General features: G+C 39.7%; 30 protein-coding genes and 2 tRNA genes. 8 read left to right on the top strand and 24 right to left on the bottom strand.

The annotated features are described in order from the left end of the window. Positions 1-92 precede the first annotated feature (92 nt). From rplL to CH365_RS16185, 8 genes are all read right to left on the bottom strand, one after another. Positions 93-476 carry a 50S ribosomal protein L7/L12 gene (rplL, locus tag CH365_RS16220; RefSeq protein WP_086448169.1) on the bottom strand — a complete coding sequence of 128 codons (384 nt, stop codon included), beginning with the start codon at positions 474-476 and terminating at the stop codon, positions 93-95. Between the two features lie 54 nt (positions 477-530). Next, positions 531-1,064 carry a 50S ribosomal protein L10 gene (gene rplJ / locus CH365_RS16215; protein ID WP_020770520.1) on the bottom strand — a complete coding sequence of 178 codons (534 nt, stop codon included), beginning with the start codon at positions 1,062-1,064 and terminating at the stop codon, positions 531-533. Positions 1,065-1,090: 26 nt separating this feature from the next. After that, positions 1,091-1,783 carry a 50S ribosomal protein L1 gene (gene rplA, locus CH365_RS16210; protein ID WP_100769603.1) on the bottom strand — a complete coding sequence of 231 codons (693 nt, stop codon included), beginning with the start codon at positions 1,781-1,783 and terminating at the stop codon, positions 1,091-1,093. Positions 1,784-1,786: 3 nt separating this feature from the next. Continuing rightward, positions 1,787-2,215: a 50S ribosomal protein L11 gene (rplK, locus tag CH365_RS16205; RefSeq protein ID WP_100769602.1), complete on the bottom strand. Its 429-nt coding sequence runs from the start codon at positions 2,213-2,215 to the stop codon at positions 1,787-1,789. Positions 2,216-2,256: 41 nt separating this feature from the next. Next, complete coding sequence (nusG, locus tag CH365_RS16200) at positions 2,257-2,802, bottom strand: transcription termination/antitermination protein NusG (RefSeq protein ID WP_020770487.1); 546 nt, start codon at positions 2,800-2,802, stop codon at positions 2,257-2,259. Positions 2,803-2,827: 25 nt separating this feature from the next. After that, positions 2,828-3,010, bottom strand: coding sequence for a preprotein translocase subunit SecE (gene secE, locus CH365_RS16195; protein ID WP_008595351.1), 183 nt, complete (start codon positions 3,008-3,010; stop codon positions 2,828-2,830). 44 nt (positions 3,011-3,054) lie between these two features. Then, a tRNA-Trp gene (locus CH365_RS16190) sits at positions 3,055-3,125 on the bottom strand. 11 nt (positions 3,126-3,136) lie between these two features. Then, positions 3,137-3,208 (bottom strand) — tRNA-Thr (locus CH365_RS16185). A 334-nt stretch (positions 3,209-3,542) separates the two neighbouring features. On the opposite strand from CH365_RS16185, the gene CH365_RS16180 reads away from it, so the two are divergent. From CH365_RS16180 to CH365_RS16165, 4 genes are all read left to right on the top strand, one after another. Beyond that, positions 3,543-3,746 (top strand): type II toxin-antitoxin system VapB family antitoxin, encoded by a 204-nt coding sequence (locus tag CH365_RS16180; protein WP_100769601.1) that lies wholly within the window; start codon positions 3,543-3,545, stop codon positions 3,744-3,746. Beyond that, positions 3,743-4,114: a type II toxin-antitoxin system VapC family toxin gene (locus CH365_RS16175; RefSeq protein WP_100769600.1), complete on the top strand. Its 372-nt coding sequence runs from the start codon at positions 3,743-3,745 to the stop codon at positions 4,112-4,114. The genes CH365_RS16180 and CH365_RS16175 overlap by 4 nt, the downstream gene beginning before the upstream one ends. Continuing rightward, positions 4,111-5,226, top strand: a complete 1,116-nt coding sequence (locus tag CH365_RS16170; protein WP_100769599.1) for a helix-turn-helix domain-containing protein — start codon at positions 4,111-4,113, stop codon at positions 5,224-5,226. Before CH365_RS16175 ends, CH365_RS16170 begins: the two co-directional genes overlap by 4 nt. 102 nt (positions 5,227-5,328) lie before the next feature. Beyond that, positions 5,329-6,168: a sterol desaturase family protein gene (locus CH365_RS16165; protein WP_100769598.1), complete on the top strand. Its 840-nt coding sequence runs from the start codon at positions 5,329-5,331 to the stop codon at positions 6,166-6,168. Positions 6,169-6,243: 75 nt separating this feature from the next. Here the strand turns inward: CH365_RS16165 and CH365_RS20055 are convergent, their stop codons facing one another. From CH365_RS20055 to CH365_RS16145, 4 genes are all read right to left on the bottom strand, one after another. After that, a complete protein-coding gene (locus tag CH365_RS20055; RefSeq protein WP_244283241.1) occupies positions 6,244-6,519 on the bottom strand; it encodes a hypothetical protein in 276 nt (91 codons plus the stop codon). Between the two features lie 47 nt (positions 6,520-6,566). Then, positions 6,567-7,073: an ankyrin repeat domain-containing protein gene (locus tag CH365_RS16155; protein WP_100769597.1), complete on the bottom strand. Its 507-nt coding sequence runs from the start codon at positions 7,071-7,073 to the stop codon at positions 6,567-6,569. A 94-nt stretch (positions 7,074-7,167) separates the two neighbouring features. Beyond that, complete coding sequence (locus tag CH365_RS16150; protein WP_100769596.1) at positions 7,168-8,172, bottom strand: hypothetical protein; 1,005 nt, start codon at positions 8,170-8,172, stop codon at positions 7,168-7,170. 111 nt (positions 8,173-8,283) lie between these two features. Next, a complete protein-coding gene (locus CH365_RS16145; protein ID WP_100769595.1) occupies positions 8,284-8,580 on the bottom strand; it encodes a helix-turn-helix domain-containing protein in 297 nt (98 codons plus the stop codon). Between the two features lie 204 nt (positions 8,581-8,784). Between CH365_RS16145 and CH365_RS16140 the strand changes: the two genes are divergently transcribed. Beyond that, on the top strand, positions 8,785-9,480 hold the full coding sequence (locus CH365_RS16140; RefSeq protein WP_100769594.1) for a DJ-1/PfpI family protein: 696 nt from the start codon (positions 8,785-8,787) through the stop codon (positions 9,478-9,480). 15 nt (positions 9,481-9,495) lie between these two features. Here CH365_RS16140 and CH365_RS16135 read toward each other — a convergent pair whose 3' ends face one another. From CH365_RS16135 to CH365_RS16110, 6 genes are all read right to left on the bottom strand, one after another. Then, positions 9,496-10,062 (bottom strand): LA_3696 family protein, encoded by a 567-nt coding sequence (locus tag CH365_RS16135; protein WP_425268566.1) that lies wholly within the window; start codon positions 10,060-10,062, stop codon positions 9,496-9,498. Between the two features lie 204 nt (positions 10,063-10,266). Further along, complete coding sequence (locus tag CH365_RS16130) at positions 10,267-10,902, bottom strand: peroxiredoxin (protein WP_086448156.1); 636 nt, start codon at positions 10,900-10,902, stop codon at positions 10,267-10,269. Positions 10,903-11,081: 179 nt separating this feature from the next. Continuing rightward, positions 11,082-11,900, bottom strand: coding sequence for a VanW family protein (locus tag CH365_RS16125; protein ID WP_100769592.1), 819 nt, complete (start codon positions 11,898-11,900; stop codon positions 11,082-11,084). After that, positions 11,897-13,270: a hypothetical protein gene (locus CH365_RS16120; protein WP_125226330.1), complete on the bottom strand. Its 1,374-nt coding sequence runs from the start codon at positions 13,268-13,270 to the stop codon at positions 11,897-11,899. Before CH365_RS16120 ends, CH365_RS16125 begins: the two co-directional genes overlap by 4 nt. A gap of 58 nt (positions 13,271-13,328) precedes the next feature. Then, entirely contained in the window at positions 13,329-14,732 is a 1,404-nt protein-coding gene (locus CH365_RS16115; protein WP_100769590.1) for a discoidin domain-containing protein, read from the bottom strand. 63 nt (positions 14,733-14,795) lie between these two features. Next, the gene (locus CH365_RS16110; protein ID WP_100769589.1) at positions 14,796-15,335 is read right to left on the bottom strand and encodes an NADPH-dependent FMN reductase; all 540 of its coding nucleotides are present in this window, start codon (positions 15,333-15,335) and stop codon (positions 14,796-14,798) included. 251 nt (positions 15,336-15,586) lie between these two features. Here CH365_RS16110 and CH365_RS16105 point away from each other — a divergent pair, with 251 nt between their 5' ends. Then, the gene (locus CH365_RS16105; protein WP_100769588.1) at positions 15,587-16,702 is read left to right on the top strand and encodes a hypothetical protein; all 1,116 of its coding nucleotides are present in this window, start codon (positions 15,587-15,589) and stop codon (positions 16,700-16,702) included. A gap of 77 nt (positions 16,703-16,779) precedes the next feature. Here CH365_RS16105 and CH365_RS16100 read toward each other — a convergent pair whose 3' ends face one another. The 3 genes from CH365_RS16100 to CH365_RS16090 all read right to left on the bottom strand — a co-directional run bounded on the left by CH365_RS16100 (position 16,780) and on the right by CH365_RS16090 (position 19,587). Continuing rightward, positions 16,780-17,481, bottom strand: a complete 702-nt coding sequence (locus tag CH365_RS16100; RefSeq protein WP_100769587.1) for an HAD-IA family hydrolase — start codon at positions 17,479-17,481, stop codon at positions 16,780-16,782. Positions 17,482-17,565: 84 nt separating this feature from the next. Beyond that, positions 17,566-18,315, bottom strand: a complete 750-nt coding sequence (locus CH365_RS16095) for a type 1 glutamine amidotransferase domain-containing protein (RefSeq protein WP_100769586.1) — start codon at positions 18,313-18,315, stop codon at positions 17,566-17,568. Continuing rightward, positions 18,316-19,587: a serine hydrolase domain-containing protein gene (locus CH365_RS16090; protein ID WP_100769585.1), complete on the bottom strand. Its 1,272-nt coding sequence runs from the start codon at positions 19,585-19,587 to the stop codon at positions 18,316-18,318. Positions 19,588-19,856: 269 nt separating this feature from the next. On the opposite strand from CH365_RS16090, the gene CH365_RS16085 reads away from it, so the two are divergent. Then, positions 19,857-20,333 (top strand): LIC_10730 family protein, encoded by a 477-nt coding sequence (locus tag CH365_RS16085; protein WP_100769584.1) that lies wholly within the window; start codon positions 19,857-19,859, stop codon positions 20,331-20,333. Positions 20,334-20,402: 69 nt separating this feature from the next. Beyond that, complete coding sequence (cutA, locus tag CH365_RS16080) at positions 20,403-20,735, top strand: divalent-cation tolerance protein CutA (RefSeq protein WP_100769583.1); 333 nt, start codon at positions 20,403-20,405, stop codon at positions 20,733-20,735. A gap of 25 nt (positions 20,736-20,760) precedes the next feature. Here cutA and CH365_RS16075 read toward each other — a convergent pair whose 3' ends face one another. From CH365_RS16075 to CH365_RS16065, 3 genes are all read right to left on the bottom strand, one after another. Then, positions 20,761-21,369, bottom strand: a complete 609-nt coding sequence (locus tag CH365_RS16075) for a rhomboid family intramembrane serine protease (RefSeq protein WP_100769582.1) — start codon at positions 21,367-21,369, stop codon at positions 20,761-20,763. Continuing rightward, positions 21,366-23,363: an excinuclease ABC subunit UvrB gene (uvrB, locus tag CH365_RS16070; RefSeq protein ID WP_100769581.1), complete on the bottom strand. Its 1,998-nt coding sequence runs from the start codon at positions 23,361-23,363 to the stop codon at positions 21,366-21,368. Before uvrB ends, CH365_RS16075 begins: the two co-directional genes overlap by 4 nt. A gap of 63 nt (positions 23,364-23,426) precedes the next feature. Further along, positions 23,427-24,098, bottom strand: a complete 672-nt coding sequence (locus CH365_RS16065) for an ATP-binding protein (protein WP_425268565.1) — start codon at positions 24,096-24,098, stop codon at positions 23,427-23,429. Between the last annotated feature and the right edge of the window lie 3 nt (positions 24,099-24,101).

The raw sequence follows: 24,101 nt of genomic DNA, 5'->3' as shown, positions 1-24,101 counted from the left end.
AAAAATGCAATAAGGCAAGGAAGTCCGCTGGCCTCCTTGCCTGAGTGAAAGGATTGTAATCAGATATCGAGGAGACAAAGCCTCGTCCCTGATTAGACAGCCTTAAGTTCGATTTGAGCTCCGACAGCTTCTAATTTCTTTTTAATGTCGTCAGCTTCTGCTTTCGCAACGCCGTCTTTAACAGACTTTCCGCCAGCTTCTACCAAGTCTTTTGCTTCTTTCAAGCCAAGACCGGTGATCTCGCGAACAACCTTGATAACTTCGATTTTTTTATCGCCGAAACCTTTCAATACAACGTTGAAGGAAGCAGGCTCATCTGCTGCCGCTGCTCCGCCACCTGCTGGTGCCGCTGCAGCTACTGCTACTGGAGCCGCTGCGGAAATTCCGAACTTCTCCTCCATTTTTTTAACTAGATCGGCTGCTTCCACAAGGGTAAGTTTGCCGAGTTGCTCTAATAACGCTTCAGTGGTAGACATTTTGTGCTCCTTTGATTCCGTTTGGTCCTTTAAACTACTTACTAAAATTGGTTCTTACTGATTGTTCTTTTCTGCGACTGCTTGGATAGCTCTTGCAAGTCCTGCGATAATTTGGTTCAGACCAGAAGCGATACTTCTTGCCGGACCGTTGATACCGCCTGCGATCTGAGCCAAGAGTTGTTCTCTTGACGGAAGACCTGCGATTGCTTCCACATCTTCCGCGTTCAAAACAGACCCGTCTAAATATCCCGCTTTCAGAATAAGATTCTTATTCGTCTTAGCATATTCTTTTAGAATTTTGGCTGCGCTTGGAAGATTTGCATCCGCGAAAATTGCCGCTAGAGGTCCTTGGTATTCGGATCCAAAAGCGATGTTCTTATCCTTATGCTTCTCGGATTCTTTGAGTGCCAATAGAAAGAGATTGTTCTTGATCACTTTCATCTCGGAACCTTCTTTACGAAGTTTCGCGCGAAGATTTGTGATCTCTTCTACTGTGAGTCCGCTGTAGCTGGCTAGGATAAAGTCGCTACGTTTTTCTAATCTGCCTTTTAATTCGGCTACTGCTTCAATTTTTTCCTGGCTGGGCATTGTTCCTACTCCCGTCTACTACATCCTTAAATGGATGTGTTGACCAGTTCCTTAATGTCTACTTTCACACCGGCACCCATAGTTGGGGAAACGGAGAAAGTTTTCAGATAATCACCCTTTGCATCGGAAGGTTTGTCCCGGAGAAGAGTTTGAACTACTGTGCGAATGTTTTCTACAAGTTTGGTTTGATCAAAACTGACCTTTCCAACTCCTAAGTGAACGACTCCACCTTTATCAGGACGATATTCAATACGTCCTGATTTCAGCTCGCCAACCGCTTTCGCTACATCGTTAGTAACTGTTCCAGCCTTAGGCTTAGGCATTAATCCTTTACGTCCTAAGATCGGTCCCAGTTTACCTACTTCCTTCATCATGTCAGGAGTAGCAACGCAAGCATCGAAGTCGGTCCAACCGCCGGCAACTTTCTCGATCAGGTCCATATCGCCCACGAATTCCGCACCTGCGTTTTTCGCGTCGTTCTGTTTGTCTCCTTTGCAGAAAACAAGAACACGAACCAGTTTACCGGTTCCGTGAGGAAGAGAAATAGTTCCCCTCACGTTTTGGAGAGATTTATAATTTACTTTCGTAGAGATCTCTATCGTTCCGTCGAATTTAGAGTAAGAAGTAGCTTGCGCTAATTCTACAGCTTTCTCGATCGGATAAACTTTAGTTGCGTCGACTTTCTCTTTAGCCGCGCGATATTTTTTTCCGCGTTTCATGAATTAACCCTCTACCGTAACGCCCATAGAACGACAAGTTCCGGCGATAATTTGAACAGCTGCGTCCAGATCATTCGCGTTTAAGTCTTCCATTTTGGTTTTAGCAATTTCTTCTAATTGCTTACGAGAAATCTTCCCAACCTTAGTGGTATGAGGAGTTGCGGAACCAGTCTCCAACCCGATCGCCTTCTTAACAAGAAGAGCCGCCGGAGGTGACTTGGTAATGAATGTAAAACTCCTGTCGGAGAATACGGTGATTACAACGGGAAGTTTGTACCCGATCTGGGACTTAGATCTCTCGTTGAACTGTTTACAGAACTCCATGATGTTCAATCCTGCCTGACCGAGAGCCGGTCCGACTGGAGGAGCAGGGTTGGCCTTACCGGCTTCAACCTGGAGCTTAATCTGCTTTACTACTTTTTTTGCTGCCATTGGCGAAACACCTTATTTGTTTCTCCCGGTTTTCCCACCGGTCAGGGTTCGGTTTTGACCTGTAGATAATCTAATTCCACAGGGGTAGAGCGTCCGAAAATCTCTACCTTCACTCTGAGTCTTCCTTTGTCTGGGAAGATCTCGTCTACGACTCCAGTAAAATTCGCGAAAGGGCCATCGATAATCTTCAGGCTATCTCCCACTTTAAACAACAATCTAGGAGTAACTGGCTCCTCAGATTGGAACTCTCCGGTTTCCGCGAAAAGATTTTTCACTTCGTCTACAGAAAGAGGTTCAGGCCCTCCATCTTTTGATCCCACAAAAGTGGAAACAGAAGGAAGACTTTGGATCATAAAACGAAGGTCCTCGTCCATATCCATCTCAACAAGAACGTAGCCCGGCATAAGTTTTTTCTTAGTGACCTTCTTTTTGCCGTTCTTCATCTCGGCGACTTCCATGGTAGGAATGCGCACTTGAGAAATCTTCTCCTCCAGCTTGCGCTGTTGGATCAGCTTTTCCAGGTTCTTCTGGACCTTATTCTCGTGACCGGAATAAGTCTGTAACGCATACCATTTCAAATCAGCCATCATAATCACACTTTATCCTAAGTTCTTACAGATTCCAGAATCCGGTAAGAAGCTTCACAAACGCAGTATCCGAAAAGAATAGGAAAGCAGAGAAAAATAACACTGTAACCAGAACGACAATAGTAGACTGCATCACCTCTTGTCGATTCGGCCACTGAACTTTTTTAAGTTCTTCTCTACATTCTTGTATAAATGCGCCAAACTTCACTAATAAATCCTTCCTAATCCTCTTAGAACTCGAGGCAAAAACTCCAGGTCTGGAGAGAATCGAACTCCCACCAAGGACTTTGGAGATCCTTGTTCTACCATTAAACTACAGACCTATTCGAACCTTAGCCCTCTACCAGGCTTGAACTGGTGACCCCTTCCTTACCATGGAAGTGCTCTACCGCTGAGCTAAGAGGGCATGTCTATCTACCCGCTCCCGGAAGAGGAGCTAGAAATACACAGTATTTTTACCCAGGGTCCCTGGTCAAGGTTTTAGCGGCTCTTCCCTGGTTGCTGGCATTATTTATGCAAGGAGGAAGATTTTTTAAACCTTCTCCCCTAAGCAACGCTCGACTTTAGTGTGATGTCTGATGCCTTATGCGACATAAGAGCGTTATTCATTTGGGAAGAAGGATGAGTAATTTCTAAATTTTCCCCGCGAACCGCAAAGTGGAACCGATTTTCCTTATCAGAATCAATTTTCCGTTCCCGATGCCTTGACATATGGCATTTAACACCATATATTACCCTATATGATAGCTGTCAAAACCACATTATACATTCCAGACGAGCTGATCTCCAGTGCCCAAGACTATACTGGGATCCAAGAAAAGACACGTCTTGTGCAAGAGGGATTGCGCGCATTAATTCGGGAAAAATCTGCAGAAAGAATGGCTCTTCTCGGGGGAAGCGATCCTAAAGCAGAAGGTCCTATCCGCAAAAAAACTTCTAAATGACAGCGGTGCTTGTAGACACCTCCGTTTGGATCAATCACCTGCGCAAATCGGATCCCAAGCTGATAGAGCTACTCGGTTTAGGTTTAGTTCGACGTCATCCTATGGTAGAGGGAGAACTCAGTCTGGGGAATTTTAGAAATAAGAATTCTTTTCTGACGGAGTATGCTCAATTGAAAGAAGTTCCGATTGCAAACCATAAAGAAGCCCTGATCTTTTCGGAAAGAAATTCCCTGGCAGGACTCGGAATCGGCTGGATAGATGCACATTTGCTTGCAAGTTGCGTCTTAGGAACTGCAAAATTATATTCTGCAGACCTATCCTTGATAAAGGCAGCGGAGAAGATAGGGATTGCGGAAATTACAACATGAATGAGTTCGGAATCCAATCTTATACTTCTTTATTTTTAGTCTTTTCGATCGGACTCGCATTTCTATTTTCTTTGGGAGAAATATTTTCTTCTCCCAGAGGAGAAAAACAAAACTTACTAGCCTTTATTTTTTTCTTAGTGGGCATCTTTCTCACTCATGCATTCTTGCTTACATGTAAGATGATCATCCACTTCCCGGGCCTTTATCTGACACATCTTCCCATTTCGGGACTCATGGGACCTTTTATAGAACGTTATCTCCTTCTTGCGATGGGCAACACTCCTGAATCCAAAAAAATTTTTTATCTGAAGATGATTCCCGCTCTTGCAATATTTTTATGGATGGCACCTTTCTATTTTTCGGGAGGTCCGGAAAAGATCGAATTGCTCAAAAGTTTACAAACTACAGGTCTTCCTTTATTTTTAAAAATTCCCGTACTAAGTACGATGGGAGTCATGTTCGCATTTTTACTTTCCACGTTCTTTCGTTTGTTTTGGGGCTTTAGATTTTCAGTTATATATAAAGATCCAAGAATGCTTACGATCCTAGGAGTAAGCATTTGTATTTTGATCATTTTATTATATGGATCCATATCCGTATTTTTCGGATCCATCAGAGGATTAGAAGGTGTAGGCTCTTTGATCGGGATCTTCTTATGTGCTTTGTACATTCTGCGCCAGGGATTTCCAGAATTCTTCTTAGAAGTCCAAAGAGTAGTGGAAGAAGAAAAAAAATACAGAGCCTCTCAACTAGGTGGATTGGATCTAGAAGATATTAAACAAAATTTAGAAGATCTTTTTCAAAAGGAGAAGGTATTCTTAAAGGAAGATCTGACTCTTGGATTTTTAGCAGGCAAATTAGAGATCAGCACTCACCAACTTTCCGAATATTTGAACAACGAAATTGGAAAAAATTTTTTCCAATTACTGAATGAATACAGGGTAGAAGAGGCCAAAAAGAAAATAGAATCCGATCCTGCCGAAGTATTATTATCCATAGCCTACTCTTCAGGATTTGGCTCCAAATCCGCTTTCAACGAGGTTTTCCGAAAGGAGACCGGATTTACTCCTTCCGAATATAGAAATAAAATTCGAAAAAATAAGTCCAAATAGTCCGTTTCGATCGGTCTGGACGTTTATTTTATTCCACTCCGATCGGGGAGGACGATTTCTTTTTAGATCCGCCGTAAACTGAATACAGAGATCGGAGGAAAAATGGCAATCAACGCTTGTGATTTCGGTTGGGAATGTGTTCGGAATTTCGGACTATTCCAACTTTCTATGAACTTTATTAGATACTATCCTTTGGCTGGACTTGCATTCTTTATATTCTGGGTTTGGAAAAAAGGATACTTTGAAAAATACAGGATCCAGAAAAATTTTCCGAAATGGGAGAAGGTAGTATACGAGATCAAACAATCTGCAGTTACAATGGTAATGTTCAGCTTGGTTGCAGTTATTTCTTTCAGTCTTCAAAAATTAGGATATCTTCCGAGGGCACTTTACTTCGATATCTCCGAAAGAGGTTGGGCTTACGCGATCTTAAGTTATATTCTGATCACTATCTGGCATGAGACTTGGTTTTATTGGGCTCATAGGTTAATGCATCACAAAAAAGTTTATACGTTCGTGCATGCCATTCATCATAAATCGGTAAATCCTTCCCCATTGGCCGCTTACAATTTCCATTGGGCAGAAGCTTTTTTAGAAGCGATCTATGTTGTGCCGTTCATTAGCTTGGTCCCGATCCATTTCGGAGTGTTTATATTCCACACATTCTACGCGATGATAATGAATATTTGGTGGCATCTAGGATATGAATTTTTCCCTAAGGGTTGGGCAAGCCATCCGATCACAAAGTGGATTAACACTTCTACCCATCATAACCTTCATCACCAAAAGTTTCACGGGAACTATAGCCTCTATTTTAATTTTTGGGATAGAATCATGGGAACAAATTTCCCAAATTATGAAACTTACTTCGACGAAGTAGCGGAGAAGAAGGAAGATTATGAAAAATCTCCTGTCGGTTCCGAGATAGGATTTGCAAAATAATCTATATATAAAGTTTTTATAATAGCTCTAACTGGAAACCGAGAGAACTCGGTTTCCTTTTTTGTATCTTCAGTTTCAGAATATAATCCCGCTTCCTCCATGACCACCTCCACCGTGGCCTCCTCCACCACCATCACCGCCGGAACTGCCGCCGCCCCCTCCTCCAGAACCGCCTCTGGAAGTTCTTGTACTTCTTCCGGAAGAAGATGTTACAGTATGGCAATCGGATTTACAATCATCGCAGATAACTTTGCAAATAAATCCGATCCCGAGAGAATTTTCATTGGTCGCGACCAACAGACAAATGGAAAAGTTTTTATCACAATCCCTAACACAACGATCGTCGTTCATGCAGGATTCCAAAAAGAAAAGAACAAGGACTATCTGAAATGCCGATTTCATTTTTTTGGACCAATCTCATAAGGAAGTAACAACTCTTTGATCTGAATAGACTCTTCTAAGCTCGCTTCCGAAAATGCGGTGTGACCCTGTTTACTTTTAATATGTACATTCGCTCCATTTTTCAAAAGAAGTTTTACTATGTCCAGATTCCGATTGTAAACTGCCATCATAAGAGCAGTATGACCGTCTCTGGTTTTGGCGTTGATGTCTGCGCCGTTTCGAACTAAAAACTCTGCGATTTCAACTTCTCCCTCTCTTGCAGCAATCATCAAAGGAGTGAAATTTCGGGTAAAAGGATCTCTTGTATCTACGGAATAGCCTGACCTCAAACAACTCTGCAGACCGAATAGATCTCCTTTATAGACAAAATCAGAAGGATAAGGACTTCCCCCTCCCCCAGCGTATTGAGGAGAAATACAACTCATTAAAAAAATTGTTAAAAGGAAAAAGCACCACTTAACGCAAAAAGAAACAAATGGTAACTTGAAAGTGAAAAGATTCATATGTGTCCTCTTCAACAAGAGGACCATATTCAAATCAAAACGTTCCCGATTATTAAAATTTTTGTGAATCTGGAAATATTTTATTTCTAAAAAATTATTCGGGAGGAGGAGAATCAGGCATTAAGATGAGGATACGTCCGTCTTCCTCCATTTTCACATTGGAGAGAGACAATGCTTTTTTATATTCCGAAAAGCAGAAATCGAACAAGGTGGATTCGTCTCTGTCTTGGAGTAAGACCCTTCCTTGATGAACTTGAATCCCTCCGAAAAGTAATTTTCCGCCGATAACATAAATATAATTTTTGGAATTTGTTTTAGGATATGGAACTTCCTGTTCTGCTACGAACTCGATATCCAATACATTTTCATCCAATTTTAGATCTTTGATCTTACCTTCTACTTCCGGGGAAGGAAAAACCGAAAATGGTTCAAAAAACACCTTATTCCCTGAAATCACCAAACCTTTTCCCTTAGGAAAACGAACCAGGTCCTCGATGGATACACCTACAGTATTTAAAAGTTCTTTTGTATAAGGATTTAATAATGCTCGAACAGATTCATTTTCCAGCAAGATCCTGCCGGATTCCTGATCGATTTTAATGGTGGCTATACCCTCAAAGGAAACCCAAACCACTAATTTGACCTCGCCTGAAATTTTAAGTTTCCACACACCGTTATGAAAAATCGGTTTAAGTTTGATTTTACGAAGAGTAGATTCCGGAAAAGAAAACAATCTTCCGCCTATCAGCTTTTCCAAACTTTCAAAAGAAATCCGAATATTTCCGTTTAGGATCTTGAGAGTAAAAAGCTCCGGACGATCGAAATGTAGAATTTCTCCACTTTTAGGGATTGCCTCCAAAGAAAGGTGATCCGTTTCCACGAAAACATCTTTCTGCCAGTAAAACCGAACGTTTTTTAGAATTAGGCGAGGCCCAGCAAAATAATGCGAGTCAGAAACATTTTCCTTTTCGGAATCAATATCCGAAAAAGGTATATCCATATTCTCTATGCCAAGTCTTCCGGCCCAAAAAGAAAGAAATGCGATTGAGATTAATGCGACCCAATAAGTCCAAGGATGTAAAATTCGATTCGGCTTCATTTAGCTTTTGCCCAAAGGCAGTGGGAATTTTTTAGAATAACCGTTCTTCTTGGCTATTCTTTTCTAACAAGACATGTGATTGATTGGAAGGCCAACAGATTAAAAAGAGAATTATTTAATCTTTCTTTTAGTGGAACTTGCCGCTTTTAAAGACTTCTTTTTGGACTTGTGTTCCGATTTATCATCAAACTTAAAGAAGAAGTCTACAGGCTTTTTGTAAAGTTTCGCAAGGTTCCAAAATTCGATTACGTCTACCCTTCTGTCCCCGGCTTCAACTTTAGAAATGAAAGATTGGGGTGTTTTGAGGGCCTTGGCAACATCTACTTGGGTCAGTCCCGCTTCTTCCCGGGCCTTCTTCAGTAACTTTTGGAAAATCTTATATTCTTCGGTGTAGATTGTTTTAGCCAAGCAATACTAATTCTACTTCCCAATTCAGAATATACCAAATCAGGATATTAAAAAGATGCCCACCTAATTCCCCAGATATTTATCAATTAGTGTATCTTCTTCCATTCTAATGAATTTTCATAAAACGGTTTTTATCCTCCCTATTAGAAACTTTTCTTTCGAATTCGACTTGAAGACTTCTCCGAGTCATATCCCATTTTATCCATGCAAGAGTCGTTCAATATCGGGTTACTTATCTTTCCGGATATAACCCCTCTGGATTTTGTAGGGCCTTACGAAGTATTTTCCAGAATGAAAAATTCCAAAGTCTATGTGATTGCCGAGACCAAAGAACCGATTTCCTCCGAAAGAGGACTTTTTATTCTTCCGGACACAGGTCTGGACGAAAATATAAATTTGGATTTGGTTTTAGTTCCGGGTGGACTTGGCGTAAATCGACTCATGGAAAATGAAAAAATCCTGAACTGGCTGAGAGAAAAATCAAAAACCTCCAAATATATTAGTTCTGTATGCACCGGAGCTTTGGTCTTAGCCTCGGCTGGTCTTTTAAACGGATATAAGGCAACTACACATTGGCTCTCTTTAGATGTACTAAAACTTTTTCCAAAAATCGACGTGAAAGAAGATAGAGTCGTGATTGATCGAAATCGAATTACAGGTGGCGGGGTCACTGCAGGCATCGATTTTGCTCTCCAAGTTGTGGCAGAGATCCAAGGACAAAAAGCCGCAGAAGAAATCCAACTAATGATCGAATACAATCCGGAACCTCCTTTTTTAAGCGGACATCCTAAAAACGCAAATCCAGATCTGGTTTTAGAAACTCGGTCCTCTCGTAAAAAGGCCCAAGATCTTAGAAAGGATATAGCGACTAGGTCCATCGAAAGATTTTCTAAAGAGTGAAATTCATTTGAAGATTTATAATTTGACTATGATCGAGAAAATTCCGGTCAAAGCTATGATTGCACCCAGCATCCATCTCGTTTGAGCGGAGATGAGTTTGTGAATTTCTATTCGTAACTCTGCAATATCCCCTTTTAGCTCTGTTCGGAGTTCCGAAATTTTTTCATTCATTTCGGTGCGAAGTTCTTCTATATCTCCCTTTAGTTCTGCACGAAGTTCCGCGATATCCTCTTTTAGCTCGGCACGAAGTTCAGCAATGTCCTCTTTTAGCTCGGCACGAAGTTCGGCAATGTCTTCCTTTACCTCGGCACGAAGTTCCGCGATATCCTCTTTTACCTCGGTGCGAAGAGCAGCTAAATCCGATTTGAATTCCGCTCTTAGGTCTGCCAGGTCCGTTTTGTATTCGGAGCGAAAAGTATTCAATTCTTCCGAAAGTCTGTTATCAAATCTGTTCGAAACGAGTTCCACTATATTCTCCTCATTAGCTGCGAAAGAATCGTTGAAAAAATCCACAAATTCATTCGTACCATTATCACCCAATATTTCTTCCAATTTTCGCGGTATTCTGCGAAATATAGGCATTGCCATTAGTATGCTCCTTACGAGGAAGCTTGCAATTTAAAATTCCCCGTTATGAGGCTCGGGTTCGGAAAATTGATTCCTGAGCGTACTTTTTGTTTGGAAAAGTTCTTCCGGAATCAATATTCCAGAAGAACTTTATAAAAATAGAATGTATAAAAAAAGGAGTCCGAAGACTCCTTTTTAAAACTGGCATTTATCTCTTGCTTACTTATTCGGTTGAGGAGTATATCTCAGATAAGGTTTAATCTTCTTAAATCCTTTCGGGAATTTTTTCTCAGCATCCTCGTCAGAAACAGAAGGCACGATGATAACGTCCTCCCCATGTTTCCAGTTTGCTGGAGTCGCAACACTGTAATTCGCTGTCAATTGGAGAGAATCAATGACTCTCAAAAGTTCATCAAAATTCCTTCCAGTAGATGCAGGGTAAGTCAAGGTCAGTTTCACTTTTTTATCCGGACCTATCACAAACACAGAACGAACAGTTGTAGTTTCACTCGCGTTCGGATGGATCATATCATATAGACCGGAAACTTTTTTGTCTGCGTCCGCTATGATAGGATAATTCACTGTGGTATTTTGGGTTTCGTTGATATCTCCGATCCAACCCTTATGTGAGTCTACCGGATCCACGGATAATGCGAGTACCTTAACGTTTCTTTTCTCAAATTCCGGTTTAATTTTTGCAACGTAACCAAGTTCTGTTGTGCAAACAGGAGTATAATCTTTTGGATGCGAGAATAAGATTCCCCAACCTTCTCCCAAATATTTATGAAATTCTATCGGTCCTTCGGAAGTTTCTGCCTGGAAATCCGGGGCCACATCACCTAATCTAAGTGCCATAATCGATGCTCCTACTTTCAATTCTGGTCAACTTCACAGAAGATTGCAAGGATTTTATTCGCTATAACAGATTATTTATTTAAAATATAGGAATAATGACAATAAAGCAGATTTTTCAATGTTTTTTGTAGATTTATAAGGGTTTTTAACCAATTTTAAGGTATCCAAATCCTCCAATTTTATTTGGGCAAAATCGGGTTATACATTACCCATGCAATATTCTCAGTTATAAATTCATCCTCAACTAAGGTTTCATTTTCGAATATTTTCCTTCTGATCTCATTTCGACGAGTATATCCCCCCCATGGCTCAGTTCTAAATTGATGCTTAGATTCATATACTGTATAAGAAAAAGGTCCGGGTAGATTAGTTCTCCATTCTCCTTTTAAAAAATCACCTTCTAACCATACCTTAAGTTGGTATTCCGCCTTTGTATCGTTTCTGATCTGAAGATCTATATAATTATAAGCGCATGTTGCTCCCGACCCGAAAGGTAAGGTTCGATTCGAATCAGGAAATACATCGAAGCTGTGTCTCCATCTTTCAACCACGGTTAAAGGAGAATGGAGAGTCATCCAATAGATCAAATTAGTCATTTGGCATAGGCCTCCTCCTGTCTTTGCCAAAAACCCTCCGTTACGAAGTTGCATACCGGGTAAAAACCCTCGGCTTGCAGTCGGCTTACCTACCAAACGCCAAAATGAAAAAACCTTTCCTGGCTCTATAATCAAACCATTCAAGCAAAGAGAGGCAATTTCTAAATTTTTAATTTTGTTATATTGTAAAATCATCTCTACATCCTTTAACTTCCGGAGGAGAGGTGACTTATGTTCGAAGATCTTATACGGATAATCTTCTAAGGATTTATTTTTCGCAAAATTGGATCTTTGCAATATCCATAATATTCTTCTTTTTATCCTAAAATATAGTGTCCCGAAGAACATTCTGAAAGAAGAGCGAACTACTCGTTTTTTAAAATCAAACGGATCTGAACTCATTTGGAACCTTCATATTTTTTTAATATGAATTTAGGCCTCTCTTTGAAAGGATTGATCCAACTTTCAATTCTTGATAAACTTTTTTCATCTCTTTCTTCTTCTTTTATAGAATGAAAATCATCCCAATCGGCTTCCTTTACCAACAGATAATTCCCCAGAGTAATAATTGGAGCCTTGAAAATTTTCTTCCCTTTTAGATCAAAGGCCGAATCCAATTCCCTATATGAAAAACCTTTTACGATTCTATATATTTCTGAATTTTTAGGAAGTTCATTTTTTGCCTTATCATCCGGTTTCCAGGAAAGGCAATCATACTCTTTGTAAAATTTAATAAATTCACAGAACCCGTGATGTGCGATTAAAAGTCCCGGCTGAAATTTTTCGGGGAAGCCGGCGATAACTTTTCTAAATCCAGGGTAATCATGTCCAAATTTGCTATAGTCCGATTTTATACTCAAAAACCAAATAAAACAAATAAGTATTCCGGCAAAATAGGCTTTCCTGGAACCTCGTAGGAATAATTCCGAAATCCAAAGTATAGACAAAAGAATTCTAAATTGTAAGTCTGCAAAGGAAGCCCAAGGTAAAAATAATGCTCCTAAAATAAATATAAGAAAGGCAGACTTTCTTTCTAAAATTAAGAAAAGAAAAATTAGCACCCATTCCAAAACAAATGCAATTCCGTAAATCCTATAAGCATCTAATAATGGAATATCGAAATTCCTTTCAGTGTCTATCCTCCCTCCGAAAGTAAAATTGAATAAGTATATACGAGCAATATAGAATAAAATAACCAAAACGAATGCGATTAAGGTTATATTTAGAATTTTCCAGGAATTTTTTTGAATAATTTTATCCAGGAAGAAACCGAACAAGAACACCATTCCTAAAATCAGAAAAACCGAATGTGCTAGACCGGAAATCCCTATAAAAGCCAACGAGAGGATCAAATATTTAAATTTTCTATAAATATTCTTTCGATCCATTAGGAATCTCAGATATAAGGAAATCCCAATACTGAAAAGACCTAGACCCCAAGCTTGTTTGGGATACAAAAACGAAATCCAAATTCCGGATAAAAAAATATAAAAAGGAAAATTACCTCTCTCTGCCTCTTTATCCGATAAAATTGTTTTAGAAAATCGAATGGTTAAAAATCCGCAGAAGGTTAGAAAACAATAAGTAATAAATCCGAAAATAAAAAGAGATCTTTCCGACTCGCCGAAAATCCGAAAAATTAATTCGACTATATGAAATACAAAGGATGTATCCGGAGAATGTAATTGGCCAGTGTTTATTAAAGATTTTGCCTGGACACCGTACCAATATATATCCTTTCCAGGAAGATTTTCCGAGGAAAAGGAAAACAAAAAGATGCTGGGCAATAAGAACAATCCCAGCATCTGCAAGGTACTTTTTATAAAAGATTTAGTAGTAGCTACCGTAGATTTTTGTTCCTTTTATATCGAATATTTTTGCATCAGAAGAGATCGAATTACTATCACAAATAGCATCCGAATGAAAATCTACTTTCGTTAACTTTAGTCTGTCCGAAAAAATTTCAGTTTTCGATTCTTCCGAAATATCCGTAGAATCATAAGGGCCAGTCCCAGTATTGTTGATACTTCTGTATACGCTATATAATCTTCCAAAAATATAGATTTGGCTTTCTTCTTTCGAAGTTTTTTCTAAAATCCAATTCCCGTCCATGACCACATCTTCGCCTTCATTTCCCTGGGAAGTTCTCCAATATACGAAACTTCCGTTGGGGCGCAATGTAATACTGTCATATATCATACATTCCGTATTTGCCAATCTATCACCTAAAATTTCTCCAATCGGTGTACCTTTAGATTTTTCTATAATAGATCTTTCTCTTGCTAAAAACTGAGAATCGTTCACAGTATAACGTTCAAAATTCGGACCTAAAAGTATCATTTCGCTTAAAGCAGTGTCCTTCCATTTTTCTCCGGACCACGCAGCCTCAATAGTAAATTTAAACTGTTTACCTGTTATAGGTTTGGATAAAAGGACTCTTTGGGCTCCTGATCTATCTAAAAGGATTACTGATGCAGATTCAGTTCCATTAGAGACGGAAAGTTTTTCCACTCTACCGTTCTTCTTAAAGTGTTCATCCGATCTTTGGTAGCCGTTATACACTTCTAGTCCGTGTAGAGTTATTTCTTTTTCTAGATCAATCTGTATATATTCTCCGATTCCATCATCGGGTTTTCCTTCTACCCATCCGAATTCTTTTGCCCCATCAAAAAGATTATAAGCTGGATACCCTTCTTTTGGTTCCGTCACTGAACTCGCAGTGACTTTTCCATCAATTCCGATTGGGAATAAAACGGTGGCTTTTTTATCATTTTTGTAAAACTCAATCTCATCTAACTCTATTGGTTGCAATCTGTTGGAAAAGGAGGGTTCTATATATAAGGAATGTACAAGAGAGCCAATTTTGAACTTTTCACCACATTTTGCCTTACCGTAGTAGCTTGCATTTACATACGTTACATACTCTTGGACGCTGGAGGCAGGACATAAAAATACGATCGAATCTATTTGAGTATAACCCGCAGAAACTCCGGGTAGGTCCATCTTTGACTCGTTAGCAAAGAAAAAAGTAATTCCTTCCTTAGGCGTTCGAGAAACGTAAGGCTTCCAAGATTTTCCGGAAACAAAAACATTCTCCGGACGATATCCTTCCTTATAAGAAGTAGCTTGTATACTTTCTATCAGCACACCGTTTTCACGATCGAATTTTTTGCCGCAGTTTACACAAAAAAATTGTGATAAAAAGAATAGGACTATGATGGCTTTATATCTCACCGAAACACTCCCAGAAGAAGATTCCGACAAAAATAGCCGACCTAACCATTTAAGAAAAGTATTTTAACCTGATTCTTGGATTAAATTTTTTAGATTCTCCAAACAATTTCGCAGTTCCTTCTCCGTTTGCTCATCCATGATATTTCCTTCTGCATCCACCTTCTTGTTCACAGAAGGAATACTTAGAACACAATCATCGTTTATCTTAACCGTGAGAACATTCAATAATTGTAAAAAAGCTTCCTGGGCCTTGGAAGCACCGCCATAACCAGGAGATGCATTAATCAGCCCAACCGGCTTTCCATAGAGTTCCGCGCTGGACACAATCCAATCCAGTGCATTCTTCAAAACGCCAGGGATAGCGAACGCATATTCAGGGCTGGAAAAAAGAATTGCATCCGCTTCTTTTAGTTCCCTTCTCCATTTTATGACTTCTTCCGGAGGAATATCCGTATCTAAGTCAGGGTTAAAATGTGGGATTCGATCCAATGGATCGGCGAGAATAATTTGTAAAGAATCGTCTGCGATCCTTTTTGCTGCGAGTAATAAGGCTGTATTGGAAGAACCTTTTCTTAAACTTCCGGAAACGGCGAGTACTTTCATTTTTCTTCTAACTCAATTTTCTTTTTGTATTCGATTAGACTCTTTTTCTTCCATAAAGAGGAATATTTATTCATAGCAAGACTCTCCTAACGTAAAGTGAATCAATATTCCGCGGGAACTAACGTCCATCTAACTTTAAATAGTTGTCTTTCTTGTCTGATTTTTCAATTTTTCGAATAATTATAAAACTATAAGGCAATTTCGAGAATATCCGCACATGATATTACGAATATTAACGCCGCAGGAAAAACATGTTAAAAAGAATTTTTGGTATTCTATTGGTAATACTTTCTTATTCGGAAGCTTTCGCACAAGTCCCGCCGACCAGTTCTGCCGATCCAATTCCAGTTTCCGAAAAAAGACGTTCCACTTATTTTAAGGTGACAGCGGATGCAGTAAATTCTGCCACTACAAGAAATGCATTATTAATAGAGAATGCACTTTTTTCTAATCGTTTTGGTCAAGGGAAGTCAGTACATTTTGATCCGGTTGCTAACCCTACATATAGAGGAGCCGGTATTGAATGGGGCATGACGATCAAACATGCTTCCGGCTTTTTTAGAAGTAACATATTAGTTGCCGCGTCCGCACTCAGTGCAAGCCAAGCCCAGAATAATGTCAGTAACCAAGTCGGCGGTTTTTTTGCAGAAAATTCCGTAACAAATTATTATTTTTCAGATAATAAATTAGCAACAGCGAGAGTCGGTTATTACGGTGACTTTCTTCCATTTCATAATACGAATAATTCTTTCTTAGAGAAAATTGGAATTAGAGTCGGTTTAGAAGCATACGGAAACCAAATAGATCTTGGATCATCTTTAAATAATAAATCCGGATCTTTTTCGACATTCTCACCTTCCAAACCAGGTATCGACTTTTTTACCTCTGAAAAAATCAAATATTCGGAATCCACGTTAAACGCAGTCATAGGACTAAATTACGAAATCGAATTTGCCAAGAAACATAAGATAAACTTAGGAGTTGAACATTTCCAAAGTGTTTATGGCAACGGAAATTACGAAAACAAGACAAGCGGCATAAACTCTTTCGGCGGAGGAATGATTATCCCTACAAGCACGAAAATCCATGGAGAAGTTACCAATAAAATTAACGGGAATAGACTGTTTCTCGGCTATGCGTATAGTTTTACGGAGACCTTTTCCATTCGATTTACATATGGTTTAACCAAAGCGATTCATGAGGTTATAGATTCTCAAGTTAAGGATAAACCAAATGCGGCTGCAATTGTATTAGGAACTGGCGATGCAAGCTCATTACTTTATTCCATGGCCAACCCAATGAGTGCAAATCCAAGAAGTGTAGATTCTCGGAACCAATTCGGATTAGCTTTCGAATTTAAATTTTAAACTTTTATATATTCAGTATTCCTTCTTTCGGAAGCTAAAAAGCCGGAAGGAGGAATACTATAATGGAAGAAGATACACTAACCTTTTTTTAAAATCGCAGTTAGTTCTCTTAAATCCCGGATATCCCCTTCCACATGTTTATGAAAGGCAGTCCATCCTCTAGATCTGGTTGGTAAGATATCCAACTCGACTTTATCTCCACAATAGACTAGCTTCTCGGGAGAAAGTCCCACAAGTTTCTCGGCTTCCTGGAAGATTAAAGGAGAAGGTTTTTCGTATCCGAATTCTGCGGAGACGATCACCGGATAAAAATAATCCAGCACACCTACACTGGAGAGTAACTGTTTTAGTCTATGATCCCAGTTAGAAATGATTCCAAGACCTAAATCACGCTCTTTTGCAAATTCCACTAGTTCATAAAAGCCTGGGTCTATTTCCCATATAGAAGGCTCGTCAAAACGTTTGAATATAGATTGGAAAATAGGATCAGGTTTTAGGTCGGAGCCTATTTCTTTTAAGAAGAAGCCTAGAAGTTCTCTCCACCAGCCTTCGCTTCCATCTTCGTGTGCATGGAATTTGTCCCTATGATCCGGAAGTGGATGACGCGTCATGTGAGCATAAGCCTTGCGGAAGGCTCTTTCCATATAACCGCTCGGATGTTTGGAACCGTCCAAGCCGAATTCTTTGAGAACTTCGAAATACACTTCCCCAGCAGGCTTTCTCATAGTTAGAAGAGTATCTCCAACATCCAGAAAAATGTAATGTTCTTTGGAATTCATATTGTAATTACCAGAGTGATCGTAAACCGAACCCTCTATAGTCAATATGCCTAGGTTATATTAGAGGAAAATCAAAAACTACAACTATCCGAAGAATTCAGGCAGCTCATATGCGAACTTATGAGCATCTCCGGGCCACCTTGCGGAAAGATAAGACTTATCTAAAACACTGAACCCCGGTTTAATATTGGAAAAACTATCTCTTGCGATTGGCATCGGTCCTTCTTGAAAATCCACTGGAGATTCCAGAAAGGAAGTCACTTCATCCTGTAAAGGTATAGGATAGGTTCTATAATAATCTCCGAGCCAGGCCCTGGTCAAGTTCCAAGCCAAAAGCTCCTGAGATTTCAAAAGCCCTGTGGTTTTTAGTCCGTATAAACTGGACTTTTTTGTTTTAGGATTTTTAGATCTCGCAGCGAGAAGTACACCATGACAGATGGCTGCCACAGGTTTTCCTTCCGCAAACGTATTACCTACTAAATTCTGCAAAGGTTCGGATTCCAAATAAACTCTCATACCTTTCGCATGTCCTCCGGGGAGAAGTAATACATCAAAAGAATCCAATTTGACAGATTCGTATTTTTTGGGATTTAAGAATTCATTCGATTTTTCTAATTCTCTATAGAGTAAAACATCATCATTTTTTGCTCTTAAAACTGGAGAAAGAATTCCTAAACCTTTTCCGGTTACCATCCTAAAATCGGCTTCTCCGCTGATCCCGCTTGGAGTGGCAAATATGATCTTATATCCGTTTTCTTTTAAAACCTTCCAAGGTACGGATACTTCTGTGGGATCGAAATCGATTTGTGGGATTGGGATTAAGACAGTCTTCATTTAAGGATGATTTTGTTTCATCCCTGGTTCTGCTGCAATCCTTGTTTCATCCGCTCCTTCTTTAAGCTTAGGGTCCAAAGAAGTTCTAGCAGATATTTTCAGTTCTCTGAGAAGCGCTTCTTCCCTGTCAGGAGAAGGGATCTTATCCGTAGATATTAAAGAAGCCTTAATCGCATCCAAAGCGGCGGTTAAAACTAGGTCAGGTGCCTTGTCCCAAATGGCGCTGGTCATCACTAGAACGATCTTACGATGAGGGATCACATAGATGAATTGTCCCCCCTTACCATTTGCCATGAAGCTAGGTTTTCCTTCGAATTCATGGATCCAAAATTGGAGTCCATATCGTTTTTCAACACCTGGCTCCAGAGTTAAAGCGATCCACTCAGGTTTTAAAATCTGACGGCCTTGCCATTTTCCTCCATCCAGATAGAGTTGTCCTAACTTAGCCATATCGATAGGTCTCAAACGAAGTCCGAAACCGGCAGTTTGTCTTCCGGATTTCGAGGTATTCCATTCTTCTCCCTTAAAACCTAACCAAGAGAATGCAGTGTTCTTAGAATATTCGTATAAGGTTTTTCCAGTTTTAGCTTCCAGATAACCTGCAGCTAGCTGAGTATCTCCATTAGAATATTCGAATTTAGTTCCCGGAGCAAAAGAAACGGCGGGAGTCCAAGCGATTGCAAGTGGGTCTGCGTCCGTCCTAATATCTTCCTTTTTAGGAAAAGAATCCCAGGCCATTCCGGAACTCATACGTAATACGTCTTTAAGTCGGATAGATTCTTTTCCTTTTAATTCCGAAGGAAGAAGTCCCGGCAAACTAGACTCCGCTGAGGAAAGACTATCCTCCAAATCCACTCCACAATCGTTCGTATAACAAATCCCTAATAGCATAGAGACGACCGACTTGGTCACAGAATACATATTATGATTATGATTTCGAGAGATTCCGCCGGCGTATCTTTCAAATACCAGGTTTCCTTCTTTTAAGATGAGAAGAGAACGTACCTCTGTTTTTTCTTTTCTAAGTTTTTTAGAAAGTTCCACCAAAGGTCTGGAATCCAGTCCCAATTCTTCCGGAAATTCAACTCGGAAGCCTTCTACAGGGTTTCTATCTAAGGTCTCGTTTTGATCCCAGGCAAGTCCGGAAGGGAGTTTGACCCAGCCCCAGTCTAGGGCGCTACAATTGGAAAGAAAAAGGATAACTAAGGAGAGAAGAAAGAAACGTTTTACTGATATACTAGAAAAAAAACTACTCACTAAAAGACCCCCCATTCAAATTCTTAGGTCTTAAGTACTGCTTAGACAGACTCTATTATAGGTTATCCTACATTCAATACTATTGAGACCTAGTCTGGAAATTTTTTTCCAGTCGATTTCTATACAAAAGAGTGCAAAAATTATGTATTTATTTGTTAGACGACGAAAATATTCGCCTAATCCCAAAGGTTTAGTTTTTAAAAAATTCCTTTTTCTTTCCTTGTCTTCCCGTTTTACGGACAAAATCTGTAAAAGCCGTCTGCCGAAATATCGACTTTCTTCTTATGAAAATTAAACTCGGAATATTACTATTCTTCTTTATTCTAAACTGCTTTTTCGCAGTAGATTGGAGCTCCAACGAATCGGGTAAAGTAAGAGGAAAAGGTTCTGTGGAAGATTTTCCCGAGCCTGAAAATGCCAACCTAAGTAAACAGGAACTTTCTAAAAGGCACCCAAAGGGAGGCTTCAAGTCCAGAGAAGAGCAGGAACTTTTCGATATGATGATCTCCGCAGGATCCGATCAAAACACTGCTCGCAACTGTGCCGCCAAATACGGTACCTGTAAAAGCCAATGTTGGACCCAATATCCAATTCCTAAAGTAGAGACCGTTTTTACAGCAGTCACAGTTGACCGTAAGAGGGAAGATTGTATCGCAAGATGCAGTAATCTTTGTGATGATTATACCCCTTCCTCTTCCAGAGGTTCTATGCCGAACTCGGGTAAAGGAAATTATTCGGATCCGAACGCTCCCAGATACTAATTCAATCTTTCTAAAGAAAGACTGGACAAAGAATGAATACTTCTTATCCTCCTTTTTCTCGGAGGAACAATGTCTTCATCTCAAGAAATTTTAGTCTTCACTACTCTGGCGGATCGCGATCTAGCGGAAGAGTATATTGCTGAAATGCTCCAGTTAGGCATCATAGTGAGCGGTACCATTTTTCCGGAAGTAGCCCTTTTGTATCAATGGGAAGGAAAACTCACAATTGATTCGGAAAATAAAATTCTTCTAAAAGCAAAGGCGGACAAATACGCAGCAATCGAAGAATATATTATAAAAAAACATCCTTATCTCGCTCCTGAGATCATCAAAATGGATGTAAGCTTCGGTTCAGATAAGTTTAAGGCTTTTATAAAGGACAAAATCGCGAAAGGGGGTTAATATCCTTTCGCATTTTAAGAAAATCTCATATAAATGAGCCTAACACGTATTGGACAAACGTAATCAAAGATTGCGGTTGTACTAAAATGGCAACCGCAAGTCCAGTTAGCGCTCCATAAAAATGTGCGTCGTGATTGATCCCATCCTGCCTGTTCTTAGAAGCATAATAAGAATATCCCAAATACAAGATCGCATATAGAGGTCCCGGAATCGGGATCGGTATAAAGAAAAAGAAAATTTTAGAGTACGGATAGAATAAGATAGAAGCAAATACGATTCCGGAAGTTCCACCGGAAGCTCCAAGACTTGCATAATTCACATCTGCTTTATTTTTCTGGAAAGAAACCAGATTTGCGATCAGGATACTCGCCAAGTATAACCCCATAAATCCCAAAGGTCCGAGCACCATATCCACATGCCTTCCGAAGAAGTACAGTGTTAGCATATTAAATAATAGATGAGTAAAATCCGCGTGAACAAATCCACTCGTAGCTAAGGTATAATAATTCCCTTCTTTAGAATCTCTGAAAGGCCTGAGAATCAGTTTGTCCAAAAGATTTTGGTCTACATATAATGTGTAAAGGCTGATAATCCCAGTAACTATTATAGTGATAAGTGTGATGTCTAATCTCATTTTTCCTCTGTGGGATTCACTTTGATAGTAAGCATTTTGTCTCTAAGCAAAGCTGCTCTTTCGAAATCCAATTCCTTGGCCGCTTTTAACATTTCTTCTCTGATCTTCTCTTTCATTTCTTCTTTAGAAGAGAAGTTTTTCTCTCTGAACTTCTTATTGATCTCTTCTGCTGCGTATTCTTCAGGAGCCAGTTCTTTCTCTGTTCTTTCGATCATATCGGCAATTTCCTTTTTGATCGTTTGAGGAGAGATCCTGTATTTCAGGTTATGTTCTTCCTGGATCGTTCGTCTTCTTTTAGTCTCTTCTATGGCCCTGGTCATAGAATCTGTCATCTTATCCGCATATAAAACCGCAGTTCCGTTGATATTCCTAGCAGCCCGACCGATCGTTTGTATTAAGGATTTATAATTTCTCAAAAACCCTTCCTTGTCCGCATCCAAAATGGCAACGAGAGAAACTTCTGGGATATCCAAACCTTCTCTAAGAAGATTGATCCCTATTAGAACATCATAAATTCCCTTTCTCAAATCCCGGATAATTTCTATCCTTTCTAAGGTTTCTATCTCTGAATGTAGATAAGAAACTTTAAGTCCGATTTCTTTATAATAATCCGCTAAATCTTCGGACATCTTCTTAGTCAATGTAGTGACAAGAACCCTCTCTCCAAGATCTATCCTTTTTCGGATCTCTACCAAAAGATCCTCTACTTGGTTTTTAGTAGGTCGGACTTCTACATTCGGATCCAAAAGTCCAGTAGGACGAATGATCTGTTCAACTCTTGTTTTACTCTTCTCCAATTCGTATTCAGCAGGTGTTGCGGATACATAAAGAGTTTTAGGAGTTAAAGATTCAAATTCCGTAAAGTTCAAAGGTCGGTTATCAAGTGCAGAAGGTAATCTGAATCCGAAATCCACCAGAGTTTGTTTGCGAGCTTTATCGCCTGCATACATCCCCCCTACTTGAGGAATCGTAACGTGAGACTCGTCCACTATAAGTAAAAAATCCCCACGGAAATAGTCGATAAGACAGGCAGGTCTTTCTCCTTCTTTTCTTCCCGTAAGGTGACGGGAATAATTTTCGATCCCGTTACAATAGCCCATCTCTTGTAACATTTCCATATCATAATTCGTTCTGGATACGATACGCTGTGCTTCTAAAAATTTATTCTCTTTGGTAAACTTGATCTCTTGTTCCGCCATTTCATCTTTGATTCTTTTGACAGCGTCCTTTATCAAAGGAGGAGACATGATGAAATGTTTTGCAGGATAGATAAAACATTTTTCCTGTTTTGCAATCACTTGGGCGGTAACCGGATGAATTCTTGAAATCGAATCCACCTCATCTCCGAAAAATTCGATCCGAAAAGCATCTGTATGGTAAGCAGGGTAAACTTCGATAGAATCTCCTCTTACCCTAAAATTACCCCGAGAAAAATCCGTATCATTTCGATTATATTGAATATGAAGTAATTTACGAATAACCTGGTCTCTATCTATGATATCTCCTTTTGTCAAAGCAACAACAGAGTTCACATATTCTTCGGGGGATCCTAAACCGTAAATACAGGAGACTGAACTTACAATAACCACATCGTCTCTTTCCAATAGAGAAGAAGTGGCTCGGAGCCGTAGTTTATCTATCTCTTCGTTCATGGACATATCCTTTTCGATAAACGTATCGGAAGAAGGTACGTAAGCCTCAGGTTGGTAGTAATCGTAATAAGAAACGAAATATTCCACGGCATTCTCCGGGAAAAACTCTTTAAACTCGCGAAATAATTGTGCCGCCAAGGTTTTGTTATGCGACAGAACCAAGGTAGGAAGTCCCATATTAGCAATCACCTGTGCCATGGTGAATGTTTTACCAGAACCGGTTACACCGACAAGGGTGACCTTATCTTGGCCCTTTTGAAATGCTTGGCCTATTTTTTCTATGGCCTGGACTTGGTCCCCGGCTGCTTTGTAGTTGGAATGAATTTTAAAAATTGAAGACATACTCACTCTAGGAAAGAAAGACCCGAAAATCGAAGAAGTGTAAAACTTAAAAAACTGCGGAATTTACTTTGGAAGGATTTTTTCGGCCATAAATAAGGCCTGTCTTTTATCCTCTAAGATTTCCAGATCCATTTTATCGAATAATTTTTGCATAACCATCATCCCTCTCATGAGAGTGGCTGTGGAAGAAAATTTCCCTCTTTCTATATCTTCTTCGATATTCAATTCTCTTAGGTTGTTCACCAGTCGGATCTTAAAAATTCCACTTTTTTCGATTGTATAGGCAACTTCTACATTTCCACCGTCACCATATTTGACGGCATTCTCCACTGCTTCGATGGAACCGATCGTCAAGTCCACGATCATGTCCTCGTTTATTCCGTTGCCTCTCAGGAAAGATTCCATTCTGCTTCGTACATATTGCATCGGTTGGAATTCGGTACGGCCGAGTAGAAGGTATTCTTCGTTTTTGGAAGTTTTTTTGCGAAGAGGTGATTCTGCAGAGAGAGTATATTCTCTGGGATCTAATTTACTTTTTGCTGCTTCTCCCGAAACAACCAACTCGTCTAGAACTTGGGAAACCCAATCCGGTGCGAAGGAAGGCTCTTCTCTGAATTTTCGAAGAGTGTCCATACGGATCCACGCATGGAAATCCTGGGAATTACCTGTTAAACCGTTTGCTAGGAGTTCCCTTATGCGGGCTTGTATCTCTCCTAGGGAAAAGGACATTCCCATATT

The organism is Leptospira neocaledonica (assembly GCF_002812205.1).
GTDB lineage: Bacteria > Spirochaetota > Leptospiria > Leptospirales > Leptospiraceae > Leptospira_B > Leptospira_B neocaledonica.
This window is presented reverse-complemented; position numbering and strand designations above follow the sequence as displayed.